This is a genomic window from Halorubrum sp. B52, from assembly GCF_059752555.1.
The window spans coordinates 170,039-195,838 of record NZ_MWTG01000010.1; the positions used below are offsets into that span (position 1 = coordinate 170,039).

General features: G+C 69.3%; 24 protein-coding genes and 3 tRNA genes. 18 read left to right on the forward strand and 9 right to left on the reverse strand.

Translation table 11 applies throughout. The features are described from left to right. Nucleotides 1-22 precede the first annotated feature (22 nt). A tRNA-Arg gene (locus tag B4V04_RS15370) sits at nt 23-95 on the reverse strand. Nucleotides 96-386: 291 nt separating this feature from the next. Here B4V04_RS15370 and B4V04_RS15375 point away from each other — a divergent pair. The 3 genes from B4V04_RS15375 (at nt 387) to B4V04_RS15385 (ending at nt 3,445) form a co-directional block, all read left to right on the forward strand. Next, a complete protein-coding gene (locus tag B4V04_RS15375; protein WP_498232600.1) occupies nt 387-1,859 on the forward strand; it encodes a single-stranded DNA binding protein in 1,473 nt (490 codons plus the stop codon). A 149-nt stretch (nt 1,860-2,008) separates the two neighbouring features. Then, nucleotides 2,009-2,440, forward strand: a complete 432-nt coding sequence (locus B4V04_RS15380; protein WP_123113670.1) for a histone — start codon at nt 2,009-2,011, stop codon at nt 2,438-2,440. Beyond that, nucleotides 2,441-3,445, forward strand: a complete 1,005-nt coding sequence (locus B4V04_RS15385) for a histone deacetylase family protein (protein WP_498232601.1) — start codon at nt 2,441-2,443, stop codon at nt 3,443-3,445. It abuts the gene before it with no gap. A 367-nt stretch (nt 3,446-3,812) separates the two neighbouring features. Here the strand turns inward: B4V04_RS15385 and B4V04_RS15390 are convergent. Next, a tRNA-Asp gene (locus B4V04_RS15390) sits at nt 3,813-3,885 on the reverse strand. A 30-nt stretch (nt 3,886-3,915) separates the two neighbouring features. Next, a tRNA-Asp gene (locus tag B4V04_RS15395) sits at nt 3,916-3,988 on the reverse strand. Between the two features lie 263 nt (nt 3,989-4,251). Here B4V04_RS15395 and B4V04_RS15400 point away from each other — a divergent pair. From B4V04_RS15400 to B4V04_RS15440, 9 genes are all read left to right on the forward strand, one after another. Next, nucleotides 4,252-4,479 (forward strand): DNA-directed RNA polymerase subunit H, encoded by a 228-nt coding sequence (locus tag B4V04_RS15400; protein WP_094522283.1) that lies wholly within the window; start codon nt 4,252-4,254, stop codon nt 4,477-4,479. Continuing rightward, entirely contained in the window at nt 4,476-6,041 is a 1,566-nt protein-coding gene (locus B4V04_RS15405) for a DNA-directed RNA polymerase subunit B'' (RefSeq protein ID WP_123113667.1), read from the forward strand. The genes B4V04_RS15400 and B4V04_RS15405 overlap by 4 nt, the downstream gene beginning before the upstream one ends. Before the next feature lies 1 nt (nt 6,042). Continuing rightward, on the forward strand, nt 6,043-7,872 hold the full coding sequence (gene rpoB / locus B4V04_RS15410) for a DNA-directed RNA polymerase subunit B (protein ID WP_498232602.1): 1,830 nt from the start codon (nt 6,043-6,045) through the stop codon (nt 7,870-7,872). A 6-nt stretch (nt 7,873-7,878) separates the two neighbouring features. Beyond that, on the forward strand, nt 7,879-10,800 hold the full coding sequence (locus B4V04_RS15415; protein ID WP_498232603.1) for a DNA-directed RNA polymerase subunit A': 2,922 nt from the start codon (nt 7,879-7,881) through the stop codon (nt 10,798-10,800). Next, nucleotides 10,793-12,007, forward strand: coding sequence for a DNA-directed RNA polymerase subunit A'' (gene rpoA2, locus B4V04_RS15420; protein WP_498232604.1), 1,215 nt, complete (start codon nt 10,793-10,795; stop codon nt 12,005-12,007). Before B4V04_RS15415 ends, rpoA2 begins: the two co-directional genes overlap by 8 nt. Beyond that, nucleotides 12,007-12,426: a NusA-like transcription termination signal-binding factor gene (locus B4V04_RS15425; protein ID WP_144800054.1), complete on the forward strand. Its 420-nt coding sequence runs from the start codon at nt 12,007-12,009 to the stop codon at nt 12,424-12,426. Before rpoA2 ends, B4V04_RS15425 begins: the two co-directional genes overlap by 1 nt. Nucleotides 12,427-12,470: 44 nt before the next feature. After that, complete coding sequence (locus B4V04_RS15430; protein WP_498232605.1) at nt 12,471-13,310, forward strand: hypothetical protein; 840 nt, start codon at nt 12,471-12,473, stop codon at nt 13,308-13,310. A 216-nt stretch (nt 13,311-13,526) separates the two neighbouring features. Next, nucleotides 13,527-13,955 (forward strand): 30S ribosomal protein S12, encoded by a 429-nt coding sequence (locus B4V04_RS15435; protein ID WP_004048726.1) that lies wholly within the window; start codon nt 13,527-13,529, stop codon nt 13,953-13,955. Next, entirely contained in the window at nt 13,952-14,605 is a 654-nt protein-coding gene (locus tag B4V04_RS15440; RefSeq protein ID WP_498232606.1) for a 30S ribosomal protein S7, read from the forward strand. Before B4V04_RS15435 ends, B4V04_RS15440 begins: the two co-directional genes overlap by 4 nt. A 193-nt stretch (nt 14,606-14,798) precedes the next feature. Here the strand turns inward: B4V04_RS15440 and B4V04_RS15445 are convergent, their stop codons facing one another. Continuing rightward, nucleotides 14,799-16,784, reverse strand: coding sequence for an aconitate hydratase (locus B4V04_RS15445; RefSeq protein WP_498232607.1), 1,986 nt, complete (start codon nt 16,782-16,784; stop codon nt 14,799-14,801). Between the two features lie 265 nt (nt 16,785-17,049). On the opposite strand from B4V04_RS15445, the gene B4V04_RS15450 reads away from it, so the two are divergent. Further along, nucleotides 17,050-17,523, forward strand: a complete 474-nt coding sequence (locus B4V04_RS15450) for a deoxyuridine 5'-triphosphate nucleotidohydrolase (protein ID WP_498232608.1) — start codon at nt 17,050-17,052, stop codon at nt 17,521-17,523. A 226-nt stretch (nt 17,524-17,749) separates the two neighbouring features. On the opposite strand, the gene B4V04_RS15455 is transcribed toward B4V04_RS15450, so the two are convergent. The 3 genes from B4V04_RS15455 to B4V04_RS15465 form a co-directional block, all read right to left on the reverse strand. Next, nucleotides 17,750-19,120 carry an LLM class flavin-dependent oxidoreductase gene (locus B4V04_RS15455; protein WP_498232609.1) on the reverse strand — a complete coding sequence of 457 codons (1,371 nt, stop codon included), beginning with the start codon at nt 19,118-19,120 and terminating at the stop codon, nt 17,750-17,752. Between the two features lie 102 nt (nt 19,121-19,222). Next, nucleotides 19,223-19,630, reverse strand: a complete 408-nt coding sequence (locus B4V04_RS15460; protein ID WP_498232610.1) for a CBS domain-containing protein — start codon at nt 19,628-19,630, stop codon at nt 19,223-19,225. A gap of 56 nt (nt 19,631-19,686) precedes the next feature. Continuing rightward, a complete protein-coding gene (locus B4V04_RS15465; RefSeq protein ID WP_498232611.1) occupies nt 19,687-20,643 on the reverse strand; it encodes a DUF5787 family protein in 957 nt (318 codons plus the stop codon). An 80-nt stretch (nt 20,644-20,723) separates the two neighbouring features. Between B4V04_RS15465 and B4V04_RS15470 the strand changes: the two genes are divergently transcribed. The 3 genes from B4V04_RS15470 to B4V04_RS15480 all read left to right on the forward strand — a co-directional run bounded on the left by B4V04_RS15470 (nt 20,724) and on the right by B4V04_RS15480 (nt 22,668). Beyond that, nucleotides 20,724-21,107, forward strand: coding sequence for a hypothetical protein (locus B4V04_RS15470; RefSeq protein ID WP_498232612.1), 384 nt, complete (start codon nt 20,724-20,726; stop codon nt 21,105-21,107). After that, the gene (locus tag B4V04_RS15475) at nt 21,104-21,736 is read left to right on the forward strand and encodes an NUDIX hydrolase (RefSeq protein WP_498232613.1); all 633 of its coding nucleotides are present in this window, start codon (nt 21,104-21,106) and stop codon (nt 21,734-21,736) included. The genes B4V04_RS15470 and B4V04_RS15475 overlap by 4 nt, the downstream gene beginning before the upstream one ends. A 98-nt stretch (nt 21,737-21,834) precedes the next feature. Further along, on the forward strand, nt 21,835-22,668 hold the full coding sequence (locus B4V04_RS15480) for an NAD+ synthase (RefSeq protein WP_498232614.1): 834 nt from the start codon (nt 21,835-21,837) through the stop codon (nt 22,666-22,668). A 37-nt stretch (nt 22,669-22,705) separates the two neighbouring features. On the opposite strand, the gene B4V04_RS15485 is transcribed toward B4V04_RS15480, so the two are convergent. Both B4V04_RS15485 and B4V04_RS15490 read right to left on the reverse strand, forming a co-directional pair. Next, the gene (locus tag B4V04_RS15485) at nt 22,706-22,855 is read right to left on the reverse strand and encodes a DUF7563 family protein (RefSeq protein WP_498232615.1); all 150 of its coding nucleotides are present in this window, start codon (nt 22,853-22,855) and stop codon (nt 22,706-22,708) included. A gap of 156 nt (nt 22,856-23,011) precedes the next feature. Further along, nucleotides 23,012-24,124 (reverse strand): anthranilate phosphoribosyltransferase, encoded by a 1,113-nt coding sequence (locus B4V04_RS15490; RefSeq protein WP_498232616.1) that lies wholly within the window; start codon nt 24,122-24,124, stop codon nt 23,012-23,014. 341 nt (nt 24,125-24,465) lie between these two features. Here B4V04_RS15490 and B4V04_RS15495 point away from each other — a divergent pair, with 341 nt between their 5' ends. Both B4V04_RS15495 and ahbB read left to right on the forward strand, forming a co-directional pair. Further along, nucleotides 24,466-24,624, forward strand: coding sequence for a DUF7317 family protein (locus B4V04_RS15495; protein WP_498232617.1), 159 nt, complete (start codon nt 24,466-24,468; stop codon nt 24,622-24,624). A gap of 100 nt (nt 24,625-24,724) precedes the next feature. Then, entirely contained in the window at nt 24,725-25,786 is a 1,062-nt protein-coding gene (gene ahbB, locus B4V04_RS15500; RefSeq protein WP_498232618.1) for a siroheme decarboxylase subunit beta, read from the forward strand. Nucleotides 25,787-25,800: the final 14 nt, after the last annotated feature.

Genomic DNA, 25,800 nt, shown 5'->3' on the forward strand with positions numbered 1-25,800 from the left:
AGTGAGGTAGTCGCAAAGTGAGCGTCCTGACGGAGATTTGAACTCCGGTCCCTGGCTCCGCAAGCCAAGAGGATAGTCCACTACCCTACCAGGACTCAAGCAAACGTACCGCGGTGGAACTTAAGACGGTTACGGTCCGGAGGCCGCGTGGCGGAAGGTCGCACGCGACGCGGTCCGGGGACAGACGATCGCGCACGGATTGCACACCTTTTGTATCGAGGGGACCGATGGACCCGTATGACTGAACTCCGCTCCGCGACGGCGACGCCGCGGACCCGACCGGCGACCGCGGCCCGAACCGGACCGGCGACGGGCGCGCGTTCGGCCGCGAGACCCCGGCAAGGACAACGCTTATCCGCGGACTCGACAACCGAGGAGGTACGCGTATGGGAGTGATAGAGGACGTCTACGGGGACCTCGACACCGACGTCGAGTTCGAGGAGTTCGAGGCGGCCGTCGAGGACAAGGTCGAGCAGATGGGCGGGCTCGCCGACGAGGAGACGGCCGCGATGCTGATCGCCCACGAGCTGCGCGACGAGGAGGCCGACACGATCGCCGACATCGAGCCGGGGATGAACGACGTGAAGTTCCTCGGGAAGGTGACCTCCATCGGCGAGATCCGGACCTTCGAGCGCGACGAGGAGGACGCCGAGGAGGGGCGCGTCTGCAACGTCGACGTCGCGGACGCCTCCGGATCCGTGCGGGTCGCCCTCTGGGACGACATGGCCGCGGCGGCCGTCGAGGAGCTGGAGGTCGGCCAGGTGCTCCGCGTCATGGGCCGCCCGAAGGAGGGGTACAGCGGGCTGGAAGTGAGCGCCGACAAGGTCGAACCGGACGAGGACGCCGAGGTCGACGTGCAGGTGCTCGACACCTATCGCGTCGAGGACCTCTCGCTCGGCGCCTCCGACGTCGACCTCGTCGGACAGGTGCTCGACACCGACTCGGTCCGGACGTTCGACCGCGACGACGGTAGTGAGGGACGCGTGGCCAACCTCACCGTCGGCGACGAGACGGGCCGCGTGCGCGTCACGCTGTGGGACGGCAAGGCCGACCTCGCCGACGAGTTCGAGGCCGGCGAGGTCGTCGAGGTCGGCGACGGCTACGTCCGCGAGCGCGACGGCGACTTGGAGCTCCACGTCGGCGACCGCGGCACCGTCGAGCGCGTCGACGAGGACGTCGAGTACGTCCCCGAGACGACCGACATCGCCGACCTGGAGATCGGCGAGACGGTCGACGTCGGCGGCGGCGTCATCGAGACGGACCCGGTGCGCACGTTCGACCGGGACGACGGCAGCGAGGGACAGGTGCGGAACGTCCGGATCAAAGACGAGACCGGCGAGATCCGGGTCGCCCTGTGGGGCGACAAGGCCGACCGCGACATCGACCTAGCCGACCGCGTCGTCTTCACCGACGTGGAGATCCAGGACGGCTGGCAGGACGACCTCGAGGCGTCGGCGAACTGGCGCTCGACGGTCACCGTCCTCGACGAGGGGGCGGAGACGGCGGGCGGAGCGTCGAGCGCCGACGGCGGGAGCGGCGACCGCGGCGCGGAGGACACCGGACTCGGCGCCTTCGCCGAGGACGGACAGAAGGCGGCCGCCGAGGCCGTCTCGGGCGAGACCACCGGAGACGGCGGCGGAAGCGCCGGGTCCGGCGGCGCCGCGGCCGCGACGGCGGAGCGCTCGGCCGAGGAGGTCGAGTTCACCGGGACGGTCGTCCAGACCGGCGATCCCGTCGTGCTGGACGACGGCCAGCGCACGAAGAGCGTCGAGACGGACGCGAGCCTGCGGCTCGGCGAGGAGATCACGGTCCGCGGGACGGAGCGCGACGGGACGATCGACGCCGACGACGTGTTCTGATCGGACGGCGGCGCGACGAGGGGATGGTCGACCGCCGAAGTGGCGGTCGACGGCGGGAGCGACGCGTCGAGTAGCCGCGACGCCAGCGCTCGGGCGCGGAGACGCCGGTAACGGAAAGCGTTATACGGTACACGGACGCGACTGTGTGTATGAGTGTCGAGTTGCCGTTCGCGCCGGTCGACGGGATCATCCGGCGGAACGCCGGGGAGCTCCGGGTCAGCGCCGACGCCGCCGAGGAGCTGGCGCGCCGCATCCAGTCGCACGGCGCGGAGCTGGCGATCGACGCGGCCGAACGGGCAACCGAGGACGGGCGGAAGACGCTGATGGCCTCCGACTTCGGCGTCGAACAGGTGATCGCTCGCGAGGAGCTCACCCTGCCCGTCGCGCCCATCGACCGGATCGCGCGGCTCCGGATCGACGACCGATACCGGGTCGGCGTCGACGCCCGGATCGCGCTGGCCGACATCCTCGAGGACTACGCCGACAACGTCGCGAGCGCGGCCGCGACGCTCGCGCGACACGCCGACCGGCGGACCGTACAGGCCGAGGACATCGAGACGTACTTCGCGCTGTTCGAGTAGATGCGATTCGGCTACAGCGAGCGGTGTCTCGCGCACGACACGGGGGAGCGACACCCGGAGAACCCGGACCGACTGCGCGCGATCCGCCGCGGCCTCGCCAAGCGGCACGGCGTCGAGTACACTGAGGCGGACCCGGCGACCCGCGCGGCGGTCGTCGCCGTCCACGACGCCGAGTACGTGGACGAGCTCGAGTCGTTCGTCGACGACGGGGGCGGGAGCTGGGACCCCGACACCGTCGCGAGCGAGGGGACGTGGGACGCCGCGCTCACCGCCGCCGGCCTCGCGCAGTGGGCGGCCCGGTCGGCGCTCGACGGGGCCGACGGCCGCGACACCCCCTTCGCGCTCGGCCGCCCGCCGGGCCACCACGCGGTCCCCGACGACGCGATGGGGTTCTGCTTCTTCAACAACGCCGCCGTCGCGGCCCAGACCGTCCTCGACGAGGGCGACGCGGACCGGGTCGCGATCTTCGACTGGGACGTCCACCACGGGAACGGCACGCAGGACGTGTTCTACGACCGGGGCGACGTGCTCTACTCGTCGATCCACGAGGACGGGCTCTACCCGGACACCGGCGACCTCGAGGAGACCGGCCGCGGCGAGGGGGAGGGGGCCACGGTGAACCTCCCGCTGGCCGCCGGCGCCGGCGACGCCGACTACCGCTACGCCATCGACGAGGCGATCGGGCCGGCGATCGACCGGTTCGACCCCGATCTGCTGATCGTCTCCGCGGGGTTCGACGCCCACCGCCACGACCCGATCTCGCGGATGCGCGTCTCCTCGGAGGGGTACGCGATGATGACCGATCGGATCCGGTCGGTCGCCGACGACGTCGGCGCGGCGGAGGCCTACGTGCTCGAAGGCGGCTACGGGCTCGACACCCTCGCCGAGGGCGTCTCGATGGTTCACGAGACGTACGACGGGCGAACCCCGGTCACCGACGACGAGGAGCCGGACGCGAAGACGGAGACGCGGGTGGCGGAGCTGCGGGAGCTGCTCGACCTGTAGGCGGGGGTCGACCGCGACGGTCGCCCGCGGTGAGGGTACGACCGAATCGACGCTCCGACCGCTCCGCTCGTCGATTGGCGACGACAGAAACGCCCGGAGCGGGATTTGAACCACAGTCGTTCCGCTCGTTTCACTCGCTTCACTCCCTGATTCAAACCCTCAGCGATCGTTTTCGACGAACGGCTCGCTGCGCTCGCCGTGTTGTTCGTCGAAAACGCCCGGAGCGGGATTTGAACCGGGATCAGACGTGCTCGCTCCCGTCGGTCGCTGCGCGCGACTGATAGGGTTCAAATCCTTCTGTCTGAGTTCGTCGTCGCCGGACTCGCTCGTCGCTTCGCTCCTCGCTCGTAGTCGGCGACGACAGAAGCGCCCGGAGCGGGATTTGAACCCGCGTCACGACCGTGACAGGGTCGTATGATGGGCCACTACACCATCCGGGCAAACAGCGACAAAAGCCCCGAACAGGGGGACGCCCGGAGCGGGATTTGAACCCGCGTCACGACCGTGACAGGGTCGTATGATGGGCCACTACACCATCCGGGCTTGTCGCAGTCATTGGTACCCCTGTCTGGCAAATAAGGCTTGTCATCGCCGGCGACGGTGGGGACGGGTGACAGGGGAGAGACGGCCGACCTCGTCGCCGATCGCGGCGGTAGTCTTTTGTACGATACCCGCATGAGTGTGAGTATCGCACGCCCCCGTCGTCGTGAGCCGCGCGCGGCGGAGTCGGTTGGCAAGTCTTATGCCGCTGGCCCATATAGCGATCTGTAGTATCTCGTGATAGCTTCTTTCAATAACCACCACCCATGGTAGACGTAAGCCAACACGAACTCGTCCCGGATCACGTCCTCCTCGACGACGACGAGGTCGACGAGGTTCTGGCGGAGTACGACGTGAAACGGACGAACCTACCGAAGATCAAACGCACGGATCCCGCGATCCCCGACGAGGCCGAGGTCGGCGACGTGGTGAAGATCGTTCGAAACTCCCGCACGACCGAGGAAGCGGTCGTGTACCGATTAGTCGTCTCATGAACAGGCAAGACCGACGCGTGGTCTCACGCGAGTACTTCTCGGACGAACGGCTCGCCGAACATCACTTCCGCTCGTTCAACAACTTCCTGGACCGCGGCATGCAGGAGGTCGTCGACGAGAAGGAGACGATCGAGACCGACATCGGCGACAAGGAGGGCCAAGAGCCCGTCTACGTCGAGCTCGGCGACGTGCGGATGGTCACCCCGCGCGTCCGCGAGGCCGACGGCTCCGAGGAGCTGCTGTACCCCCAGGAGGCGCGGCTCCGGAACATCACTTACTCGGCGCCCGTCTTCATGGAGATGTCCATCGTCCGCGGCGGCGAGGACGAGCCGGAGCAGGTCGTCGACACGACCGAGACGAAGGTCGGCCGGATGCCGATCATGGTCGGCTCGGACAAGTGTAACATGGCCGGCTTCTCCGACGAGGAGCTCATCGACATCGGCGAGGACCCCGTCGACCCCGGCGGCTACTTCATCGTCAACGGCTCCGAGCGCGTGCTGATGACCTCGGAGGACCTGGCGCCGAACAAGATCCTCGCGGAGTACGACTCGAAGTACGGCGACGAGATCCAGGTCGCCAAGACGTTCTCCCAGCGCCGCGGCTACCGCGCGCTGGTGCTGTGCGAGCGCAACCGCGAGGGGCTGCTCGAAGTGTCGTTCCCGTCCGTTTCGGGCTCGATCGACTTCGTGACGCTCGTCCGCGCGCTCGGCTTAGAGTCGGACGAGGAGATCGTCCACCGCGTCTCGGACGACCCCGAGATCGTGAAGTTCATGCTGGAGAACTTAGAGGAGGCGGAGGTGCAGACGACCGAGGAGGCCATCGAGACCCTCGGCGAGCGCGTCGCCTCCGGCCAGGGGAAGAACTACCAGCTCAAGCGGGCGAACTACGTCATCGACCGCTACCTGCTCCCGCACCTCCACGAGGAGGGCGTCGAGGAGGAGGACGTGCGGATCAACAAGGCGTACTACCTCTGCCGGATGGCCGAGGCGTGCTTCGAGCTCGCCTTGGACCGCCGCGAGTCCGACGACAAGGACCACTACGCCAACAAGCGCCTGAAGGTCTCCGGCGACCTGATGCGCGACCTGTTCCGGACCGCCCTGAACAAGCTGGCGCGCGACGTGAAGTACCAGCTGGAGCGCGCGAACATGCGGAACCGGCAGCTCACCGTCAACACGGTCGTCCGCTCGGACGTGCTGACCGAGCGGCTCGAACACCCGATCGCGACGGGGAACTGGGTGGGCGGCCGCTCGGGCGTCTCCCAGCTCGTCGACCGGACGGACTACATGGGCGTGCTCTCGCACCTGCGGCGCCTGCGCTCGCCGCTGTCGCGGTCGCAGCCGCACTTCGAGGCGCGGGACCTCCACGCGACCCAGTGGGGTCGCATCTGTCCCTCCGAGACGCCGGAGGGCCCGAACTGCGGGCTTGTGAAGAACTTCGCGCAGTCGATGGAGCTGTCGCAGACGGTCGAGGACGAACAGGGGCTGAAACGAGAACTGGCGTCGATGGGTGTCGAGGGAATTCCCGGCATCGAGGGCGTCGAACGACAGACGGCGGACGACTAACATGGCACAGGCAGAACGCGAAGCGAAGGTGTACGTCAACGGGAGCCTCGTCGGGACCCATCCGGACCCCGAGGCCCTCGCCGAACAGATCCGCGAGGCGCGCCGCCGAGGCGACGTCTCCGACATGGTGAACGTCTCGGTCAGAGACCGGACCCAGGAAGTGATCGTCAACGCGGACGCGGGGCGGGCCCGCCGACCGCTGATCGTCGTCGAGAACGGCGAGCCCCTGCTGGGCGACGAGGAGGTCGAGGCGCTCGAGCGCGGCGACGTCGAGTTCGACGACCTCATCGACCGCGGCTACGTCGAGTTCATCGACGCCGAGGAGGAGGAGGACATCCTCGTCGCCGTCGACGAGGAGGACGTGACCGAGGACCACACGCACCTCGAGATCGACCCGCAGCTCGTGTTCGGTATCGGCGCGGGGATGATCCCGTACCCCGAGCACAACGCGAGCCCGCGGATCACGATGGGCGCGGGGATGATGAAGCAGTCGCTCGGACTTCCCTCCGCCAACTACCGGATCCGGCCGGACACGCGCCAGCACCTGCTGCACTACCCGCAGCTGGCGATGGTGAAGACGCAGACGTCCGACCAGATCAGCTTCGACAAGCGGCCGGCGGCGCAGAACTTCGTCGTCGCCGTGATGTCCTACGAGGGGTTCAACATCGAGGACGCGCTGGTGATGAACCAGGGCTCCGTCGACCGCGCGCTCACCCGCTCGCACTTCTTCCGGACCTACGAGGGCGAGGAGCGCCGGTACCCCGGCGGCCAGGAGGACCGCTTCGAGATTCCCGACCAGGACGTCCGCGGCGCGCGCGGCGAGGACGCGTACACCCACCTCGACGAGGACGGCCTCGTCAACCCGGAGACGAAGGTGGACGAGTCCTCGGTGCTGCTCGGCAAGACCAGTCCGCCGCGCTTCCTCGAGGAGCCGGACGACATGGGCGGGCTCTCCCCGCAGAAGCGCCGGGAGACCTCGGTCACGATGCGCTCGGGCGAGTCGGGCGTCGTCGACACGGTGACGCTGATGGAGGGCGAGGACGGCTCCAAGCTCTCGAAGGTGAAGGTGCGCGACCAGCGCGTCCCCGAGCTGGGCGACAAGTTCGCGTCGCGACACGGCCAGAAGGGCGTCGTCGGCCACCTCGCCCCGCAGGAGGACATGCCGTTCACCGAGGAGGGGGTCGTCCCCGACCTCGTGATGAACCCGCACGCGCTGCCGTCGCGGATGACGGTCGGCCACGTGCTGGAGATGCTTGGCGGCAAGGTCGGCTCGCTGCGCGGCTCGCGCGTCGACGGCACGCCGTTCCAGGGCGAAGACGAGGAGGAGCTCCGCGGGGGGCTCGAGGAGCACGGCTTCAAGTCCTCCGGCAAGGAGGTCATGTACTCCGGCGTCACCGGCGAGAAGATCGACGCGGAGATCTTCGTCGGGACGATCTTCTACCACAAGCTGTACCACATGGTGTCGAACAAGCTCCACGCCCGCTCGCGCGGGCCGGTCCAGGTGCTCACGCGCCAGCCGACCGAGGGGCGGGCCCGCGAGGGCGGCCTGCGCGTCGGAGAGATGGAGCGCGACACGATCATCGGCCACGGCGCGTCGATGGTGCTCAACGAGCGGCTGCTGGAGTCGTCCGACGCCGAGACGGTCCACGTCTCCGCGGAGACGGGGCTCGTCGCCGTCGAGGACCGCGAGCAGCGCCGCGTGTACGACCCGGTCACGGGCGACGAGGACGACATCCACGAGCTCGAGGTGAGCTACGCGTTCAAGCTCCTCCTCGACGAGATGATCGCGCTCGGCATCCGACCGAAGCTCGAACTGGAGGACGCTATTTAAATGTCAATGCAAACACCGAAAGTGCTCGGCGGCATCGACTTCGGCCTCATGGACCCGGAGACGTACCGGGACATGTCGGCGACGAAGGTTATCACGGCCGACACGTACGACGACGACGGCTACCCGATCGACATGGGGCTGATGGACCCGCGGCTGGGCGTCATCGACCCCGGCCTGGAGTGCCGGACCTGCGGCTCCCACTCCGGCTCCTGTAACGGCCACTTCGGCCACATCGAGCTGGCCGCGCCCGTCATCCACGTGGGCTTCACGAAGCTCATCCGGCGGCTGCTCCGCTCGACGTGCCGGGAGTGCGGTCGGCTCGCCTTGGACGAGGCGCAGCGCGACGAGTTCCGCGACCGCTACGAGCGCGCGAAGGAACTCGGCGACGACGAGCACGACGTGCTGAAGGCCGCCGTCCGGCAGGCCCGGAAGGCGTCGACCTGCCCGTTCTGCGGCGAGCCGCAGGCGGACATCAAACACGAGAAGCCGACCACCTACTACGAGGTCCAGGACGTGCTCTCGGGCGACTACTCCGAGCGCATCGCGGCCGCGATGCAGCCCGACGAGGAGGAGGACGACCCGGGCACCTCGCCGCAGGAGCTCGCCGAGGAGACCGACATCGCCTTAGACCGGATCAACGAGATCATGGCCGGCGAGTTCCGCCCGCGCAAGGAGGACCGCCGCGCCATCGAGAAGGCGCTCGACGTCGACCTCACGGAGGAGGACATGAACAAGCTGATGCCCTCGGACGTCCGCGACTGGTTCGAGGACATCCCGAACGAGGACTTAGAGGTCCTCGGCATCGACGCGGAGGACTCCCGGCCGGAGTGGATGATCCTGACGGTCCTCCCCGTCCCGCCGGTGACCACGCGCCCCTCCATCACGCTCGACAACGGCCAGCGCTCCGAGGACGACCTCACGCACAAGCTGGTCGACATCATCCGGATCAACCAGCGGTTCATGGAGAACCGCGAGGCGGGCGCCCCGCAGCTGATCATCGAGGACCTCTGGGAGCTGCTCCAGTACCACGTCACCACGTTCGTCGACAACGAGATCAGCGGGACGCCGCCGGCGCGACACCGCTCCGGACGGCCTCTCAAGACCCTCAGCCAGCGGCTGAAGGGGAAGGAGGGCCGCTTCCGCGGCTCGCTGTCCGGCAAGCGCGTCAACTTCTCCGCCCGGACCGTCATCTCGCCGGACCCGACCCTCTCGCTGAACGAGGTCGGCGTCCCGGACCGCGTCGCGAAGGAGATGACCCAGACGCTCAACGTCACCGAGCGTAACGTCGAAGAGGCGCGCCAGTACGTCCGGAACGGCCCGGAGGCGCACCCCGGCGCGAACTACGTGCGTCGTCCCGACGGACGTCGCCTGAAGGTGACCGAGAAGAACTGCGAGGAGCTCGCCGAGAAGGTCGAGGCCGACTGGGAGGTCAACCGCCACCTCGTCGACGGCGACATCGTGATCTTCAACCGGCAGCCCTCGCTGCACCGGATGTCCATCATGGCCCACGAGGTCGTGGTGATGCCGTACAAGACGTTCCGGCTCAACACCGTCGTCTGTCCGCCGTACAACGCCGACTTCGACGGCGACGAGATGAACATGCACGCGCTCCAGAACGAGGAGGCCCGCGCCGAGGCCCGCGTCCTCATGCGCGTCCAAGAGCAGATCCTCTCGCCGCGGTTCGGCGGGAACATCATCGGCGCGATCCAGGACCACATCTCCGGGACGTACCTGCTCACGCACTCGAACCCCGAGTTCACCGAGACGCAGGCGCTCGACCTGCTCCGGGCGACCCGAGTGGACGAGCTGCCCGAGGCGGACGGCGTCGACGACGACGGCCGCGAGTTCTGGACCGGTCGGACGCTGTTCTCCGAGCTGCTGCCCGACGACCTCACCCTGCGCTTCTCGTCGTCGACCGGCGACGACGTCGTCATCGAGAACGGCCAGCTGATCGAGGGGACGATCGACGAGGACGCGGTCGGCGCGTTCGGCGGCGAGGTCGTCGACACCCTCACGAAGGAGTACGGCGAGACGCGCTCGCGCGTGTTCATCAACGAGATCGCGTCGCTGGCGATGCGCGCGATCATGCACTTCGGCTTCTCGATCGGGATCGACGACGAGTCGATCCCGCCGGAGGCCGAAGAGCAGGTCGACGACGCGATCGACAGCGCCTACGAGCGGGTCCAGGAGCTGATCTCGACGTACGAGGCCGGTGAGCTGGAGTCGCTTCCCGGCCGCGGCGTCGACGAGACGCTGGAGATGAAGATCATGCAGACGCTCGGGAAGGCCCGCGACTCGGCCGGGGAGATCGCCGACCAGCACTTCGGCGACGACAACCCCGCGGTCGTGATGGCCCGCTCCGGCGCGCGTGGCTCGATGCTGAACCTGACGCAGATGGCCGGCTCCGTCGGCCAGCAGGCGGTTCGGGGAGAGCGCATCAACCGCGGCTACGAGGACCGGACGCTCTCGCACTACAAGGAGAACGACCTCTCCGCGGAGGCGCACGGCTTCGTGGAGAACTCCTACCGCGGCGGGCTCACGCCCGAGGAGTTCTTCTTCCACGCGATGGGCGGCCGCGAGGGACTGGTCGACACGGCGGTCCGGACCTCCAAGTCCGGCTACCTGCAGCGCCGCCTCATCAACGCGCTCTCCGAGCTGGAGGCGCAGTACGACGGCACGGTCCGGGACACCTCGGGCCGGATCGTCCAGTTCGAGTTCGGCGAGGACGGCACCTCGCCGGTGAAGGTGTCCTCGGGAGAGGGCGACGGCATCGACGTCGACGACATCGTCGACCGCGTCGTCGACTCGGAGTTCGACTCCGACGACGAGAAGGAGCGGTTCCTCGGCGAGCGCACGCCGCCGACGAACCTGTCGGAGCACGCGGGGCCCGGCCTGAACAAGGCCTCGGGGGTGGAGTCGGATGACTGAGTACGACCACGTCACCGACGACATGGAGGCGGTCGTGGAGGCGACCGAGCTGCCCAGCCGCCTCAAGAGCGAGGTGTACGAGGCGCTCGAACGGAAGGCCGAGGAGGCCGGCGAGATCACCGTCGAGCAGGCCACCGAGGTCGCGACGGGCGTCGAGAACCGGTACCGCGAGACGCGCGTGGACCCGCTCGACCCCGTCGGCACCGTCTCCGCGCAGTCGATCGGCGAGCCCGGGACGCAGATGACGATGAACACGTTCCACTACGCCGGCGTCGCGGAGATCGACGTCACCCAGGGGCTCCCCCGGCTCATCGAGCTGGTGGACGCCCGGAAGACGCCGGACACGCCGATGATGACCGTCCACCTCGAGGGCGAGTACGCGACGGACCGCGAGAAGGCCCACGAGGTCGTCTGGTCCATCGAGGCGACGCGCATCCTCGCGCTCGGCGACGTGTCGACGAACGTCGCCGACATGCTGGTGCGCATCGACCTGAACGACGACACCCTCCTCGAGCGGTGGCCGACCCACTCCGATCCCTCCGAGGTCGCCGAGATCATCGCCGAGACGATCGAGGACTCGCTCGGCGTCGACGCCCGGCAGTCGGGCACCGTCATCGAGTTCGGTCCGGGAGAGCCGAGCTACCGCGAGCTGCTCCAGCTCGTCGAGCGGCTCCGCGAGATCGTGTTCAAGGGGATCGAGGAGATCGAGCGCGTCGTCATCCGGAAAGAGGAGATCGACGGCGAGGAGGAGTTCGTCCTCTACACCGAGGGGTCGGCGTTCGGCGACACCCTCGACATCGAGGGCGTCGACGCCTCGCGGACGACGTGTAACAACATCCACGAGATCTACCGCAACCTCGGCGTCGAGGCGGCCCGCGAGACGATCATCGACGAGACGAAGAACACGCTCGAAGAGCAGGGGCTCGACGACGTGAACGTCCGCCACCTGATGTTAGTGGCCGACATCATGACGAACAACGGCGAGATCGAGTCGATCGGCCGCCACGGCATCTCGGGGTCGAAGGACTCCGTGCTCGCGCGCGCGGCGTTCGAGGTGACGGTCAACCACCTGCTCGACGCCGCGATCCACGGCGAGTACGACGAGCTCGACGGCGTCATCGAGAACGTCATCGCCGGCAAACCGATCTCGCTCGGCACCGGCGACGTCGACCTGCGGATGGGGTCGCGCGTCGTGGGCGACGACTGATGTACGTCGAGCTCTCCGACGAGGCGCGGCGCTACATCGGTCGCTTCGACGAGCTGACCGGGGTCGCGCCGAAGGACTGCCTCGTGGAGGGCGACCGGCTCGTGTTCCTCGTGCCGGCCGGCGAGATGGCCGCCGCGATCGGACAGGCGGGCGAGACCGTCGAGGAGGCGGAGCGGCGGCTCGGCAAGTCCGTCGAGCTGGTGGAGGACGCGGACACGCCGGAGGCGTTCGTCGCGAGCGCGCTCGCGCCCGCGGCAGTCAACGCCGTGACGATCTCGGAGCAGAACGACCGCGTCGCGTACGTCGAGGTGCCGGAGCCGGACCGCGGTGTCGCCATCGGCGCCGACGGAGTCAACATCGAGACGGCCCGGACGCTGGCGAAGCGTCACCACGACATCGACGACGTGCAGCTGACCTGAGCCGGAATCCGCGCGCTTTTGCCGACGGACTCGCTTTTGAACCCATGAACCGCAGACGCGTCCTCGCGAGTCTCGGAACCGCAGCCGCGGTCGGGATCGCCGGCTGTTCCGGCGACGACGGCGGCGACGGCTCCGACAGCTCCGACGGCCCCGAGCGCCCGTTCGCCGACGCGGAGTGGCGCGACGGCGACGGGCTCGCGCTCGACGCGCTCGCCGAGTCGCACACGCAGGCGTTCGTCGACGCGGGCGGCTTCACGCTGTTCTCGACGGCCGAGACGAGCCACGACGGAGACGGGGAGCCGACGCCGTGGCTCCCGTCGCAGGAGTACGAGTCGAGCTACGACCTCGCGAACGGTCGTCAGTACGTGAGACAGGAGCTGACGGAGACGTCGGAGACGGAGGTCACGGAGCTGTACGTCGCCGACGGCGAGCTGCTGTTCCGCCAGCGGGTCGGCGACGAGACGCGGTACGACCGGCAGTCGGTGGACCGCTCCGAGGCCGAACTGGAGGAGTCGATGCGACAGGAGGCGCTGACGGGGATCCGCGTCGAGGGCGAGACGGAGACCGGCGAGACGCGGTACCAGGGCCTGAGTCAGTGGAATCCGACGAGCGACGGGGAAGGCGAGGTCCGCGGCGAGGCGACCGCCCGGTTCGCCGCCGACGAGTTCGACGGCGACCGGAACATCCCCGAGACCGTCGAGACCGCGTCGGCGACGGCGCACGTGTACGAGTCCGGCGTCGTCCCGGGGCTCGAACAGTCGTGGGCCGGCGAACACGACGAGGGAGAGGCGACGGTCGACGTCGACATCGACTACCGCGATCCCGGCGCGGAGATCGCCGAGCCCGACTGGGTCGCCGAGGCCCGCGAGGCGACGAGCGAGTGAGGGCGACCGGCGGCGACGGCGGCCCGCGGCCGGCGACGAACGACGGGCGCTCGCGCCGGCTTACCGGCTCAGCGGTGACGAGCGGCGGTCGTTTTGATCTTCTTCTCACGAGAAACACTCTCAGAACGGACGAGAGGTACCGCTCGGACGATCTGAGGCCGTTTCGTCGCGTCGAAAGACGACGCTTAAGTAGCTCCGTTCGGAAGTAGACGTACGATGGCGAACGGCAAATACGCGGCCCGTAAGCTCAAGCAGGACCGGCAGAAGCGCCGCTGGTCCGACTCCGAGTACGCTCGGCGAGAGCGCGGGCTCAAGAAGAAGTCCGACCCCCTCGAGGGCGCCCCGCAGGCTCGCGGGATCGTCTTGGAGAAGGTCGGGATCGAGGCAAAGCAGCCGAACTCGGCGATCCGAAAGTGCGTCCGCGTCCAGCTCATCAAGAACGGGAAGCAGGTCACCGCGTTCTGTCCCGGTGACGGCGCCATCTCGTTCATCGACGAGCACGACGAGGTCACGATCGCCGGGATCGGCGGGGCCAAGGGTCGAGCGATGGGCGACCTCTCCGGCGTCAACTACAAGGTCGAGAAGGTCAACGGCGTCTCGATGATCGAACTGGTTCGCGGAAACGCGGAGAAGCCCGTCAGATGAGCGGTGAGGAGACCGAGGCGCCGTCCGACGAGGACGTCGCCGCCGACGAGCCGGAGCCGGACGCGCCCGCCGCCAGCGAGGCCGCCAACGAGAACGCCGAGCTGTTCGGCGTCTGGGACGTCACCGAGATCGCCTACGAGGACCCCTCGACGAAGCGGTACATGACCGTGACGCCCATCGCCCACACCATGGGCCGCCACGCGTCGAAGCAGTTCAAGAAGTCCGAGATCTCCCTGGTCGAGCGGCTGATCAACCGCCTGATGCAGACCGACGAGAACACGGGCAAGAAACAGCAGGCGACGCGGATCGTCCGCGACGCCTTCGACATCGTCCACGACCGGACCGAGGAGAACCCGGTACAGGTCCTCGTGACGGCCGTGGAGAACGCCGCGCCGCGGGAGGAGACCGTCCGCCTGAAGTACGGCGGCATCTCCGTCCCCAAGGCCGTCGACGTCGCCCCCCAGCGCCGCGTCGACCAGGCGCTGCTGTTCATCTCCGACGGCGTCGCCAGCGCGACGTACAAGTCGAGCACCGCCGCCGCCGAGGCGCTCGCCAACGAGCTGATCGCCGCGGCCGACTACGACGCCGACCGCTCCTACTCCATCTCGCAGAAGGAGGAGCGCGAGCGCGTCGCCGCCGCGGCCCGCTGACGCCGGTTCGACGAGCGAACCGACGGGTCGCGTTTTTCCGACCGAACCGTCCGCGCGAGCGACGGCGCCGTCGGTTTCGACGCCGTCCGCCGAGAGCGACGGCGCCTCCGCTCCGCATCGGTGAGCGCGCGAAAGCGGAGAGAAGAACCGGAAGAGAAGAAACGCAGAGAGAGCCGCGGGGCCGCGAGCCGCCTCAGTCGTCGGCCGGCGCCGCGCCGGAGCCGCCGTCCGAGTGCTGCTGTTTGACCCACGAGAGCTTGCCGCCGGCCGCGAGGATGTCGCGCTCGCGCTCGGAGGCGTCGAGGTCGGCGGTGAACTCCCACTCGCCGTTGACGCTCACGGTGAACTCCTCCTGGCCGGAGCGGACGCCCGCGGGCACGTCGTCGACGATCGCGAGGTCGTCGCCCTGCTCGATCTTCTCGTACGTCTCCGCGTCGATCGCCAGCGGGACGATGCCGAAGTTGAACAGGTTCGCCTTGTGGATGCGGGCGAAGCTCTGCGCGAAGACGGCCTCGATGCCGAGGTACATCGGACAGAGGGCCGCGTGCTCGCGCGAGGAGCCCTGCCCGTAGTTCTCGCCGGCGACGAGGACGCCGCCGTCGGCGTCGAGCGAGCGCTGCGCGAAGGTGTCGTCGACGCGCGAGAGCGTGAACTCGGAGAGCTTCTCGATGTTCGAGCGGAACTTCAGGATGTCCGCCGTCGCCGGGATGATGTGGTCGGTGGTGATGTTGTCCTCCATCTTGAGGAGCGCCTCGCCGCCGTCCACGTCGATCCCGTCCTTGAGCGGCACGTCGCCGATGTTCGGGCCCTTGACGAGGCCGTCGTCGATCGCCTCGTCGGGCGAGATGATGTCGGAGTCGGACTCGCCCATGCCGGGGCCGTACTTCGTTCCCATCTCGAAACCGGGCTCTTCGAGGTCGCCGAGGTCGTCCGCGAGGTCACGCGGGTCGACGATCTCGCCGGTGATGGCCGCCGCGGTGGCGACCTCGGGCGAGCAGAGGAAGACGGAGTCGTCCTCGATGCCCGAGCGGCCCTCGAAGTTGCGGTTGAAGGTGCGCAGCGAGACGGAGTCGGAGGCGGGCACGTGACCGATGCCGATACACGCGCCGCAGGTCGCCTCGGAGAAGTTGACGCCGGCCGCCATCATCTCCGCGGTCCAGCCCTCGCGGGCCAGCATCTCGGAGGCCTGCTTGGAGCCGGGCGCGACGATCATCTCGGTCTGCTTGGCGACCTCGCGGCCCTCCAGCATCTTCGCGCTGGGGAGGATGTCCTCGTAGGCGCCGTTGGTACAGGAGCCGATGATGACCTGCTCGACGTCGGTGCCCTCGTACTCGCTGACGGGCGCGACGTTGTCGGGCATCGACGGGGCGGCCACGAGCGGCTCGAGGCCGGAGAGGTCGACCTCGATCGTCTCCGCGTACTCCGCGTCGTCGTCGGGCTGGAGGTCGACGTACTCCTCCTCGCGGTCCTGGCGCGCGAGCCAGTCTTTCGTCTTCTCGTCGGTGGCGAAGATCGAGGAAGTGGCGCCGAGCTCGGTGCCGAGGTTGGTGATCGTGGTCCGCTCGGGGATCGAGAGGTTCTCGGCGCCGGGGCCGGTGTACTCGAAGATCTTGCCGACGCCGCCCTTGACGGTCAGCTCGCCGAGGAGGTGCAGCGCGATGTCCTTCGCGGTCGCCCACTCGGGGAGCTCCCCTTCGAGGTGGACGTTGACGACTTCCGGCATCTCGACGTAGTAGGGGCCGCCGCCCATCGCGACGGCGATGTCGAGCCCGCCCGCGCCGATCGCGAGCTGGCCGAGCCCGCCGGGGGTCGGCGTGTGCGAGTCGGAGCCGAGCAGCGTCTTACCGGGCGCGGCGAAGTTCTCCTTGTGGACCTGGTGGCAGATGCCGTTGCCGGGCCGCGAGAAGTAGGCGCCGTACGTGCCGGCCGCCGAGCGGAGGAACCGGTGGTCGTCGGTGTTCTTGAAGTCGAACTGGTACGTCTGGTGGTCGCAGTACTGCGCGGCGAGCTCCGTCTGGACCTCGTCGAGGTCCAGCGCCTCGAACTGGAGCCACACCATCGTCCCAGTCGTGTCCTGGGTCAGCACCTGGTCGATCTCGATGCCGATCTCCTCGCCGGGCGTCAGCTCGCCCTCGACGAGGTGGTCACCGAGGATCTTCTCCGTAATCGTTTGTCCCATATCATCCGCACGTCGCTCTCCCGTGGATATAAAACCCGCGAGTTTCCCGAAAGATCGACCGTGTAGGATCCGTCTCACCGGCAATTCTTGGCGGGAGATCGGCGAGATACCGTTCCCCGTGGGAGCAATAGTCGTAACGAGAGTATAAGGCTCATAAAGGCCGTATCGGCCGAATTATCCGGGTCTCACGGCGACCGGGAGGGGGTCGGTCCGCACCGCGACGGCGTGCGACACCGTTTAGTCTCGCCCGCGGATTCGTTCGGGCATGTTCGACTCGGGAGCGACGGTCGCGGCGGCGCTGGAAGCCGGCGACGCCGACCTCGACGACGCGCAGCGACAGCCGAACGGCGTCGACCTCACGGTCGGGGAGATATTCGAGCAGACGACCCCCGGACGGATCGGTCGCGACGGGAAGCGCGTGGGCGAGCGCGAGGCGGTGCCGATCGAGGACGGAGCGTACCGGCTGGACCCCGGAACGTACGTGGTCCGGTACGGCGAGCCGGTGCGGATCCCCAGCGAGCGGGTCGGGTTCGTGCTCCCGCGGTCGACGCTGCTGCGGAACTCCTGTACCCTCGACACCGCCGTCTGGGACGCCGGCTACGAGGGCGTCGGCGAGGGCCGCCTCGACGCCGGCCACGCGATCGAGATCGAGCCGGGAGCGCTGATCGCCCAGCTGGTGCTCGCCGAGGCCGACCACGACGGGACGTACGATGGGTCGTATCAGTCGGAGAATCTCTGAGAAGCGGTCGCTCGTCGGTGTGAAAGGACGAACGGCACGCCCGTGCCGGGAAAAGGTGGCACGGGCGTGCCGTTCAGTAGGTCCCCGCTGACGCTTCGGCCCTCCAAGCGAAGCGTCACGCGAAACAAGCGGTGGAACGTACTTAAGCGTAGCGGGGGCGGCAGCGCTGTCGGATTCGGATCCGATGAAGTCGGTCCGGAATCGCCCGACGCGAGCGGGAGGTCAGCTACTTCCTCGCCGGGTGGTCGGCGCGGAGCCGGGCCTGCCCCTCGCCGAGCAGTCGTTCGCGGAGGGTGCCGCCGGAGCGCGCACCGCCCTCGTCCGGGTCGGGGACGAGCCCGCGCTCGCGCAGCTCCGGGACGACGAGGTCGACGAAGTCCGTCAGCGAGTCGGGGCGGACGACCTCCTTCACGTTGAACCCGTGAACGCCGACCTCCTCGTGCCAGTACGCTAACTCGTCGGCGATCTCCTCGGGGGTGCCGACGATCTTCGGTGAAGTGGTGCCGAGCCCGCAGAACTCCGCGACCTCGCGGACGGTCCACTCGCGGTCCGGCTGGGCCTTCGTGAACGCGTTCATCGTCCCCTGGATCGCGTCCGTCTCGATGTGCTCGACCTTCTGGTCGGGGTCGAGCTCCGAGAGGTCCATGTCGAGGAAGCCCGAGAGGAGCGCGAGCGTCGCCTCGACGTCGACGTGGCGCTTGTACTCCTCGTACTTCGCCTCCGCGAGCGCCTGCGTCTCGCCGACGACGGGGACGACGCCGATGAAGAACTTCAGGCTCTCGGGGTCGCGGCCGCGGTCGGCCGCGCGCGACTTCACGTCCTCGATGTACTCCCGGACGCCCGCCTCGGTCGGCTGGCTGGCGAAGACGGCCTCGGCGTTCGCGGCCGCGAACTCCCGCCCGCGGTCGGAGGATCCGGCCTGGTAGACGACGGGGGTCCGCTGCGGCGAGGGCTCGCAGCCGTGGGGGCCGGGCACGGAGAAGTGCTCGCCCTCGTGGTCGATCGCCGAGACCTTCTCGGGGTCGGTGTACCGCCCCGCCTCGCGATCGATTTCGACCGCGTCGTCGTCCCACGACTCCTCCCACAGCTTGTAACAGACGTCGAGGAACTCGTCGGCGCGGTCGTAGCGCGTCTCCTTGTCCATCCGCTCGTCGAGCCCGAGGTTCTCGGCCGCCGACTGCAGGTAGGAGGTGACGACGTTGATCGCCACCCGCCCGTCGGTGAGGTGGTCGAGCGTGGAGAACTCCCGCGCGAGCTGGTACGGGTGGGTGTACGTCGTCGAGCGCGTCACGGCGAAGCCGAGGTCCTCGGTGACCTCGGCCATCGCGGGGACGACGAGCTGCGGGTCGCTCGCGGGGGTCTGGACCGCCTTCTCCACCGCGGTGTGGCGGTCGTCGCCGTACACGTCGTAGATCCCGCGCACGTCGGCGAAGAACACCGCGTCGAAGCCGCCTCGCTCGGCGGTCCTCGCGACCTCGGTCCAGTACTCCCGGTCGGTGTACTCCGGCGACCGGTCGCCGGGGTAGGTCCACGACCCCGGCGAGACGTGCTCGACGGAGGCCATGGTGAAGAGGTTGAGATGCAGGCGGTCGGGCATGGACGCGGATACGGGAGGCCCCGGTAATACCCCACAGAAAGGGGCGTCACTTGTCGGCGTCGCGGACGCGGCGGCGGGTCGACCGCGAGAAGCGGACGAGACCTACGGCGACGCCGTCTCCGGCGAGGAGACGTACGCGGCGAAGTCGGAGGTCGTGATGATCCCGATCGGCGTGTCGCCGTCGACGACGGGCACGTGGTGGAAGCCGTGCTCGACCATGAGCGAGGCCACCGCCGAGACGGAGTCCTGCGCGCCGGCCGTGATCGGGTCTCGCGTCATGTACCGCTCGACGGTCGTCTCCGCTTTCGGCTGGCTCTTCGCGACGATGTCGACGAAGTCGGTCGTGGTGAGGATACCGACCAGCGCGCCGTCGTCGTCGACGACCAGCGCCGAGCTGATGTCGTTGTCGAGCAGCACGGCGGCCGCGTCCTCGACCAGCGTGTCCGGCGTTACCGTGTGGAGCTCGCTCGTCATCAGCCGCGCGACGAACACGTCTTCGATGTCGTCCATACGTGTGAGTCCGTCGCTCGGGGTATAAGGATTCCCACAGCGAGCGTCGACGCCGGCTAGCGGAACCGCGAGAGCCCCGACTGCCGGCGCGGCCCGGTGCCGTCGGGGTCGGCCACCCACGCGGTCCGCGCGGCCCGGAGCCCGTCGCGGTCGACCGCCGGCGGATCGGCGGGGTCGTACGCGTCACAGCCCGCGCCGCAGTCGCGACCCGGGTCGACCACGCGGTCGAACCGCTCGCAGTACGGCCGGCCGTCGGCGGTTCCCGTCGCGTGCGCGCACCCCGGAGGCGACGGTCGCCACCCCTTCCCGTACGCGCGCTCCGCGATCCGGCGCCGCTTACGGGCCAGCGCGTCCGGATCGACGAGCGCAACGTCGGTCCGGAGCGACCGCTCGTCGCGGATCTCGACGCCGGGCGCGCCGGGGTCGAGGGGGGCGGGCTCCCGGACCACCTCGCGCTCGCCCGTGTCGGGGTCGAACCGCCAGACTCCGACCGGGTCGGGGATCCGGTTGAGGTGCGCGCGGGTGACGTACGAGGCGGTGGCGAGGATCGCCTCGTCGAACAGCCCGAGCGCGACGTCGTACCGCAGTTGGGCCGCCAGGTCGCCCGGCGTCCCGAGGTCCGGCTTGTTCTCGATCGCGGTCAGCGAGCCGATCCAGTCGTCGGGGTAGCGGGCGGTCGCGCGCACGACCGGGCGCCCGTCGCGGCGCTCGCGCTCGAGGTAGCCGACCTCGACCGCGCGCTCGACGACCGCGGCCGCGCGCTCGGGCGGGAGGTCGAACGCGTCCGCGACGGGGACCGCCTCGCCGGGACCGACCGCGGCCTCGATCGCGGGGTCCGGGATCCGCTCGGACGCGATCGCCGCCCGCCGGTCGAACCCCGGGCCGGGCTCTACCACGCAGACGTCGACGATCCGCCCGCCGGGGTTCGTGACCCCCGCGCCGAGCTGGCGGGCGACGACCCGGTCCGGCGATTCGAGCGCGGCGCATAAGGCCAGCTCGAACCGAAACTCCATGGGGGAGGGGAGGGGCGTCGACGAGTAAAGGGCATCGGCGCGGTCGAAACCGGTATTCCCCGGCGGCGCCAACGTCGACCATGCGCCGGGTCACCCGGAACCTCCTCGTCGCCATCGCGCTGGTCGTCGTCGCCCTGCTCGCGTTAGGGGCCCTCCCGAGCTACCTCGGCAGCGGCGACCCCTACTACCTGACCGCCGAGCCGATCGAGACCGACGAGCCGGCCGTGGACGCGAACAACGTCTCCGAGCGACGGTGGCCGTTTCTGACGAGCGCGCTAACGAGCGACGACGGCCGCTCCGACCCGTACCGGTCCGACTCCTACGGGATCAAAGAGTGGTTCACCCACACGCCGTTCGACGAGATGGACGCCCTCGCGCGGCAGACTCCCGAGGCCGCGACGGACGATGGGGTGCGCGTGCGGTACGAGGGAACCGTCTACCGCGTGGAGGTGGTGCGGCCGTGAGCGACGACGGGGAGCGATCGGGCGGCGGGGGAGACGCGCCCGCCGCCGACCTCCGCGACCTCCCGGCCTTCGCCGACGGCCGCAACCACTCGCTGCCGGGCGAGCCGGAGTGGCCGGTGCGGGAGGTCGCCGTCGAGTACGACGCCGGCTGGTTCGTCGGCGGGTACGACCGCGTCGAGCAGCCGGACGGGTCGGAGAAGAAGTACTACTGGGCGGAGCTGTCGCCCGCGACGGTCGTGGTCGCGGTCGCCGACGGCGACGTGCTGTTCGTCGAGCAGTACCGCCCGACGGTCCGGAACACCCAGCTGGAGCTGCCCGCCGGGATCGTCGAACGCGGCGAGTCGTACACCGCGGCCGGGGCGCGGGAGCTGGCCGAGGAGACCGGCTTCGCGCCGTCGTCGACGTCGCTGCTCCAGGAGGTGTGGTGTTCGACGGGCGTGCTCCGCCACAAGCGCGGCTACGTGTTCGCCGAGGGGCTCGAGCCTGTCGACGTCGACCACGACAGCAACGAGTTCCTCTCGCCGCGCGCGGTGCCGGTCGAGGAGGCGCTGGCGGTCGCCCGCGACCCCCCGACGAACGACGCGACGCTGGAGGGGCTGCTGCTCGCCGACCGGGAGGGGCTACTGTAGGGGGCGGCCCGACCGGGAGCGGTCTCCGAAACCCGACGAACGTCCAGATCACGGGCGAGAAGCGGAGGTATTAGTCGTCTCGGCCCCTGCCTCCCTCCATGAACCGGACCTCGGAGCAGTCGGTGTTGCTGTCGGACGACCCGCCGCTCGACCTCCGGCTCTCGGAGTCGGAGCTGGAGGCGACCCGCGCGCGCGTCGTTTCGTTCATTCGGGACGTCGTCGACGACGCCGGCGCGGAGGGCGCCGTCCTCGGTCTCTCGGGCGGGATCGACTCGACGCTGACCGCCCACCTCGCCGTCGAGGCGCTCGGCGAGGAGGGGCTCCACGGGATCACGATGCCCTCGGAGGTGAACGACCCGGACGTGATGAGCGACGCCGAGCGCGTCGCCCGCGAGCTCGGGATCGAGTACGACGTGGTCGAGATCCAGCCGATCGCGGAGTCCCTCTTCGACGCGTTTCCGGAGGCCGCGACCGATCAGACGGCGGCGGGGAACGTGTACGTCCGGACCCGCGCGGTCCTCAACTACCTCGTCGCCAACGCGGAGAACCGAGTGGTGCTCGGAACGGGGAACCGCGCGGAGGGGATGACCGGCTACTTCACGAAGTACGGCGACCAGGCGGTCGACTGCAACCCGATCGGGAACCTCTACAAACAGCAGGTCCGCCAGCTGGCGGCGCACGTCGGCGTCCCGCGCGACCTCGTGATGCAGGAGCCGACCGCGGGGATGTGGGAGGGCCAGACGGACGCCGAGGAGATGGGGCTGGACTACGACACCGTCGACGCGGTCCTCGCCGTCCACGTCGACGGCGGGCTCTCCCGGGCGGCGACGGCCCGCGAGCTCGGCGTACCGCTCGAAGCCGTCGACCGCGTCGTCGAGCTCCACGAGCGCAGCGCTCACAAGCGGTCGATGCCGCCGGCCCCGGAGCGGTAGGCGCGTCGGCGGGGGCCGCGAAAATCGGGACCGGGGCTCAGGCGTCGTGCGCCCGTCGTTTCGTGACCTCCGCGATACCGGCGTTGGCCGAGCAGTTCGGGCACGCGTGGATCCGGCCGCGCGCGTCGGAGAACACGCGGGCGAACCGGTCCGAGACGTGCGCGTCGCAGTGTTCACACGTGGGCATGGCGGGGACTCTCCTCGTGTGAGGTGGCGTCGTGTGTCATGGTGTTCTGTGCACGTGCGAGTTGGTCACGAACGCCTAAGTGGGCTTTCCGAACTCCGGCCCAAATTACGCCCAAAACTCCGACCGATCGTCGGAAAAGACGGGTCGCCGCCGCGGTCAGAACGCCCGCAGCTCCTCGAGCACGGCCAGCGCGGAGCCGTCGTCGACGGCCTCGCGGGCGGTCTCCAGTCCCTCCTCGATCGAGTCGGCGTCCTCGCGGGCGTAGATCCGGAGCGCGGCGTTGACCGCGACCGCGTCGGCGAAGGCGCCGTCGCGCTCGCCGGCCAGGACGTCCTCGGTGATGGCGGCCGACTCCGCGGCCACGTCGTCGACGGCGAGGTCCGCCTCCTCTAAGTCCATCCCGTACTCGGCGGTCTCGATCTCGAAGTCGTCGAAGGAGGCCCCCTCGCTGCCGGCCTCGTCGCCGTCGGCTCCTCCTTCCGCGTCGCCGGCCGCGTCCCACTCGGCGACCTTGGTGTAGCCGGGGCGCACGTCGTCGTACCCCTCCATCCCCTGGAACATCAGGACGCGGTCGAGGTCGTGGAACTCGCTTTCGACGAACGTGTCGACCACCTTCTTCGCGAACGCGAGGTGGTAGAAGGAGCCGAGGTGGACGGACGCGCCCGCGGGGTTCGCCAGCGTCTCGATCGTGTTGACGAACGTCCGGACCCCCATCATGTCCCGGCGGTCGAACAGGTCGTCGATCGCGGGGTTGAACGCCGGCTGGTAGTAGAAGCCGAAGCCGGTCTCGTCGACCATGTCGGCGGAGTCGCCGGGCGTCAGCTCGGTGTGGACGCCGAGCTCGTCTAAGACGTGCTTGTAGGCGTCCTGCTTCTGCGTGGGGACGCGGTCGCCCGAGTGCACGACGACGGGCGTCCCGGCCGCGGCCGCGACGACGCCGGCGGCGACGCCGAGGATCGCGGAGCGCCCCTTCCCGTCGTAGTTGGCGCCGCAGTCGACGGGGTCGGCGTCGGGCTCGACGTACTCGACGCGCTCGCACATCACGTCGACGTACGCCCCGAGCTCCTCGGGCGTGTTCCGCTTCCAGCGGTTCGCGAGCCAGAACGCCCCGAGCGTCGTCGGGTCGGGCTCGCCCGCGAGGATGCGCTCGAACGCCTCGGTCGCCTGCGCGCGCGTCAGGTCGTCGGCCGACTTGTGGCCGGAGCCGCAGACCTCGGTCATCAGCCGCTTGAGGGGCCAGTCGCCGAACTCCTGGGTCGCCTGAGCCATACGCGCCGTTCGGGTCCTCGAACGAAAAGTCCCTCGCTCGGCTCCCGTCCGACGGGAACGGACCGCTCGCGGACGGCCGCGGCGAGCGCGCGCGCGACGGGGCAGGCCCGGGCGCGGCGAGCCGGACCGGGCTCGGAAGGCGCGCGCGAGCCGCGGAGGCCGGCGACGGAATCCCTCGCGCCGGTTGCGTGCCAACCGTTCGCATAATACAATAGATCGATTAGAGCTTTCTATGCCAGTTTAGAATCGTATCGTCCAATTTCTATTCTCAGAAGAATTGTACTGGGGTGCAAAAAGCGTTAGAACTATATGTTCGTCTATCCGTTAGAGAAGCGTACCCGATGACGTCCAAATCCGTCGCCACCGCGCTCACGCTGTATCGCGCCCGCACGCTGACGCTCGAACAGGCCGCCACGATCGGCGGCTGCTCGGCGGCGCAGTTAGAGGAGAGCGCCCGGGCGTTCGCGCCGTCGTCGGGGCAGGCCCCCGCTGACGACTGACTCGGCCCGCCCGGAACCGCCTGCCCTCCGACCCGCCGACTCTCCGGAACCGCTGACCCCCTCCGAAACCCGTAGGTACGCGCGGCTCCAACCCGACGTAATGAGTCTGGACGCCGACTGGCGGGCCGACGTCGACGCGGTCGACGCCGCGCTCGTCGACGAGTACCAGAGCGGCTTCCCCGTCGAGCCGCGCCCGTTCGAGCGGGTCGCCCGGGAGATCGCCGCCGAGACGGGCGTCGACGTCGACGCCGACGAGGTCCTCGACCGCGTCCGCGACCTCCGGGAGCGGGGCGTGTTCCGGCGGTTCGGGGCGGTGCTCAACCCGCCCGTCATCGGCTCGTCGACACTGGCGGCGGTGCGAGCGCCCGAGGAGCGGTTCGACGAGGTCGCCGAGGTGATCAACGGCTACCGACAGGTGAACCACAACTACCGCCGCGACCACGCGTGGAACCAGTGGTTCGTCGTCACCGCGGGCTCGCGGGAGCGCCGGGACGAGATCCTCGCGGAGATCGAGGAGCGGACCGGCTGCGAGGTGCTGGCGCTCCCGATGCTCACGGACTACTACATCGACCTGGAGTTCCCCGTCGTCAACGCCGACCGGTTCGCGAGAGAATCCCTCGACGAGACGGCGGTCTCCGCCACCCGCATCTCAGAGGATGCCCGCGGCGACCTCTCGGCGCTCGAGGCCGACCTCCTCCTCGCGATCCAGGACGGCTTCCCGCTGTCGGCGACCCCCTACGCCGACGTGGCGGACGAGATCGGCGCCCCCATCGACGACGTCCTCGCGGCGGTCGATCGCCTGCTCGCGGACGGCTGCATCAAGCGAATCGGTTGCGTCGTCAACCACGTCGTCACCGGGTTCACGAACAACTGCATGGTGGTCTGGGACGTGCCAGACGACGAGCTCGACGAGCGCGGCGAGGCGGTCGGGAGCCTCCCGTACGTCACGCTGTGTTACCACCGCCCGCGCCGCCCCGAACAGGGGTGGGAGTACAACCTGTTCACGATGATCCACGGGCGCGAGGCCGAGGCGGTCGACGCGAAGATCGACGAGCTGGCGGCCGACCACCTCCCCGTCCCCCACGAGCGGCTCTACTCGACGGAGACGCTGAAACAGACCGGCGCGCGGTACGAGGACCTCGTCGCCGACGGGGAGGAGTAGCTGGGGAGAGATCG

Excerpts from the sequence above, each read along its gene's own strand:
- B4V04_RS15375 (WP_498232600.1), top strand. The coding sequence starts at position 387 with ATGGGAGTGATAGAGGACGTCTACGGGGACCTCGACACCGACGTCGAG.
- B4V04_RS15380 (WP_123113670.1), top strand. The coding sequence starts at position 2,009 with ATGAGTGTCGAGTTGCCGTTCGCGCCGGTCGACGGGATCATCCGGCGG.
- B4V04_RS15385 (WP_498232601.1), top strand. The coding sequence starts at position 2,441 with ATGCGATTCGGCTACAGCGAGCGGTGTCTCGCGCACGACACGGGGGAG.
- B4V04_RS15400 (WP_094522283.1), top strand. The coding sequence starts at position 4,252 with ATGGTAGACGTAAGCCAACACGAACTCGTCCCGGATCACGTCCTCCTC.
- B4V04_RS15405 (WP_123113667.1), top strand. The coding sequence starts at position 4,476 with ATGAACAGGCAAGACCGACGCGTGGTCTCACGCGAGTACTTCTCGGAC.
- rpoB (WP_498232602.1), top strand. The coding sequence starts at position 6,043 with ATGGCACAGGCAGAACGCGAAGCGAAGGTGTACGTCAACGGGAGCCTC.
- B4V04_RS15415 (WP_498232603.1), top strand. The coding sequence starts at position 7,879 with ATGCAAACACCGAAAGTGCTCGGCGGCATCGACTTCGGCCTCATGGAC.
- rpoA2 (WP_498232604.1), top strand. The coding sequence starts at position 10,793 with ATGACTGAGTACGACCACGTCACCGACGACATGGAGGCGGTCGTGGAG.
- B4V04_RS15425 (WP_144800054.1), top strand. The coding sequence starts at position 12,007 with ATGTACGTCGAGCTCTCCGACGAGGCGCGGCGCTACATCGGTCGCTTC.
- B4V04_RS15430 (WP_498232605.1), top strand. The coding sequence starts at position 12,471 with ATGAACCGCAGACGCGTCCTCGCGAGTCTCGGAACCGCAGCCGCGGTC.
- B4V04_RS15435 (WP_004048726.1), top strand. The coding sequence starts at position 13,527 with ATGGCGAACGGCAAATACGCGGCCCGTAAGCTCAAGCAGGACCGGCAG.
- B4V04_RS15440 (WP_498232606.1), top strand. The coding sequence starts at position 13,952 with ATGAGCGGTGAGGAGACCGAGGCGCCGTCCGACGAGGACGTCGCCGCC.
- B4V04_RS15445 (WP_498232607.1), bottom strand. The coding sequence starts at position 16,784 with ATGGGACAAACGATTACGGAGAAGATCCTCGGTGACCACCTCGTCGAG.
- B4V04_RS15450 (WP_498232608.1), top strand. The coding sequence starts at position 17,050 with ATGTTCGACTCGGGAGCGACGGTCGCGGCGGCGCTGGAAGCCGGCGAC.
- B4V04_RS15455 (WP_498232609.1), bottom strand. The coding sequence starts at position 19,120 with ATGCCCGACCGCCTGCATCTCAACCTCTTCACCATGGCCTCCGTCGAG.
- B4V04_RS15460 (WP_498232610.1), bottom strand. The coding sequence starts at position 19,630 with ATGGACGACATCGAAGACGTGTTCGTCGCGCGGCTGATGACGAGCGAG.
- B4V04_RS15465 (WP_498232611.1), bottom strand. The coding sequence starts at position 20,643 with ATGGAGTTTCGGTTCGAGCTGGCCTTATGCGCCGCGCTCGAATCGCCG.
- B4V04_RS15470 (WP_498232612.1), top strand. The coding sequence starts at position 20,724 with ATGCGCCGGGTCACCCGGAACCTCCTCGTCGCCATCGCGCTGGTCGTC.
- B4V04_RS15480 (WP_498232614.1), top strand. The coding sequence starts at position 21,835 with ATGAACCGGACCTCGGAGCAGTCGGTGTTGCTGTCGGACGACCCGCCG.
- B4V04_RS15485 (WP_498232615.1), bottom strand. The coding sequence starts at position 22,855 with ATGCCCACGTGTGAACACTGCGACGCGCACGTCTCGGACCGGTTCGCC.
- B4V04_RS15490 (WP_498232616.1), bottom strand. The coding sequence starts at position 24,124 with ATGGCTCAGGCGACCCAGGAGTTCGGCGACTGGCCCCTCAAGCGGCTG.
- B4V04_RS15495 (WP_498232617.1), top strand. The coding sequence starts at position 24,466 with ATGACGTCCAAATCCGTCGCCACCGCGCTCACGCTGTATCGCGCCCGC.
- ahbB (WP_498232618.1), top strand. The coding sequence starts at position 24,725 with ATGAGTCTGGACGCCGACTGGCGGGCCGACGTCGACGCGGTCGACGCC.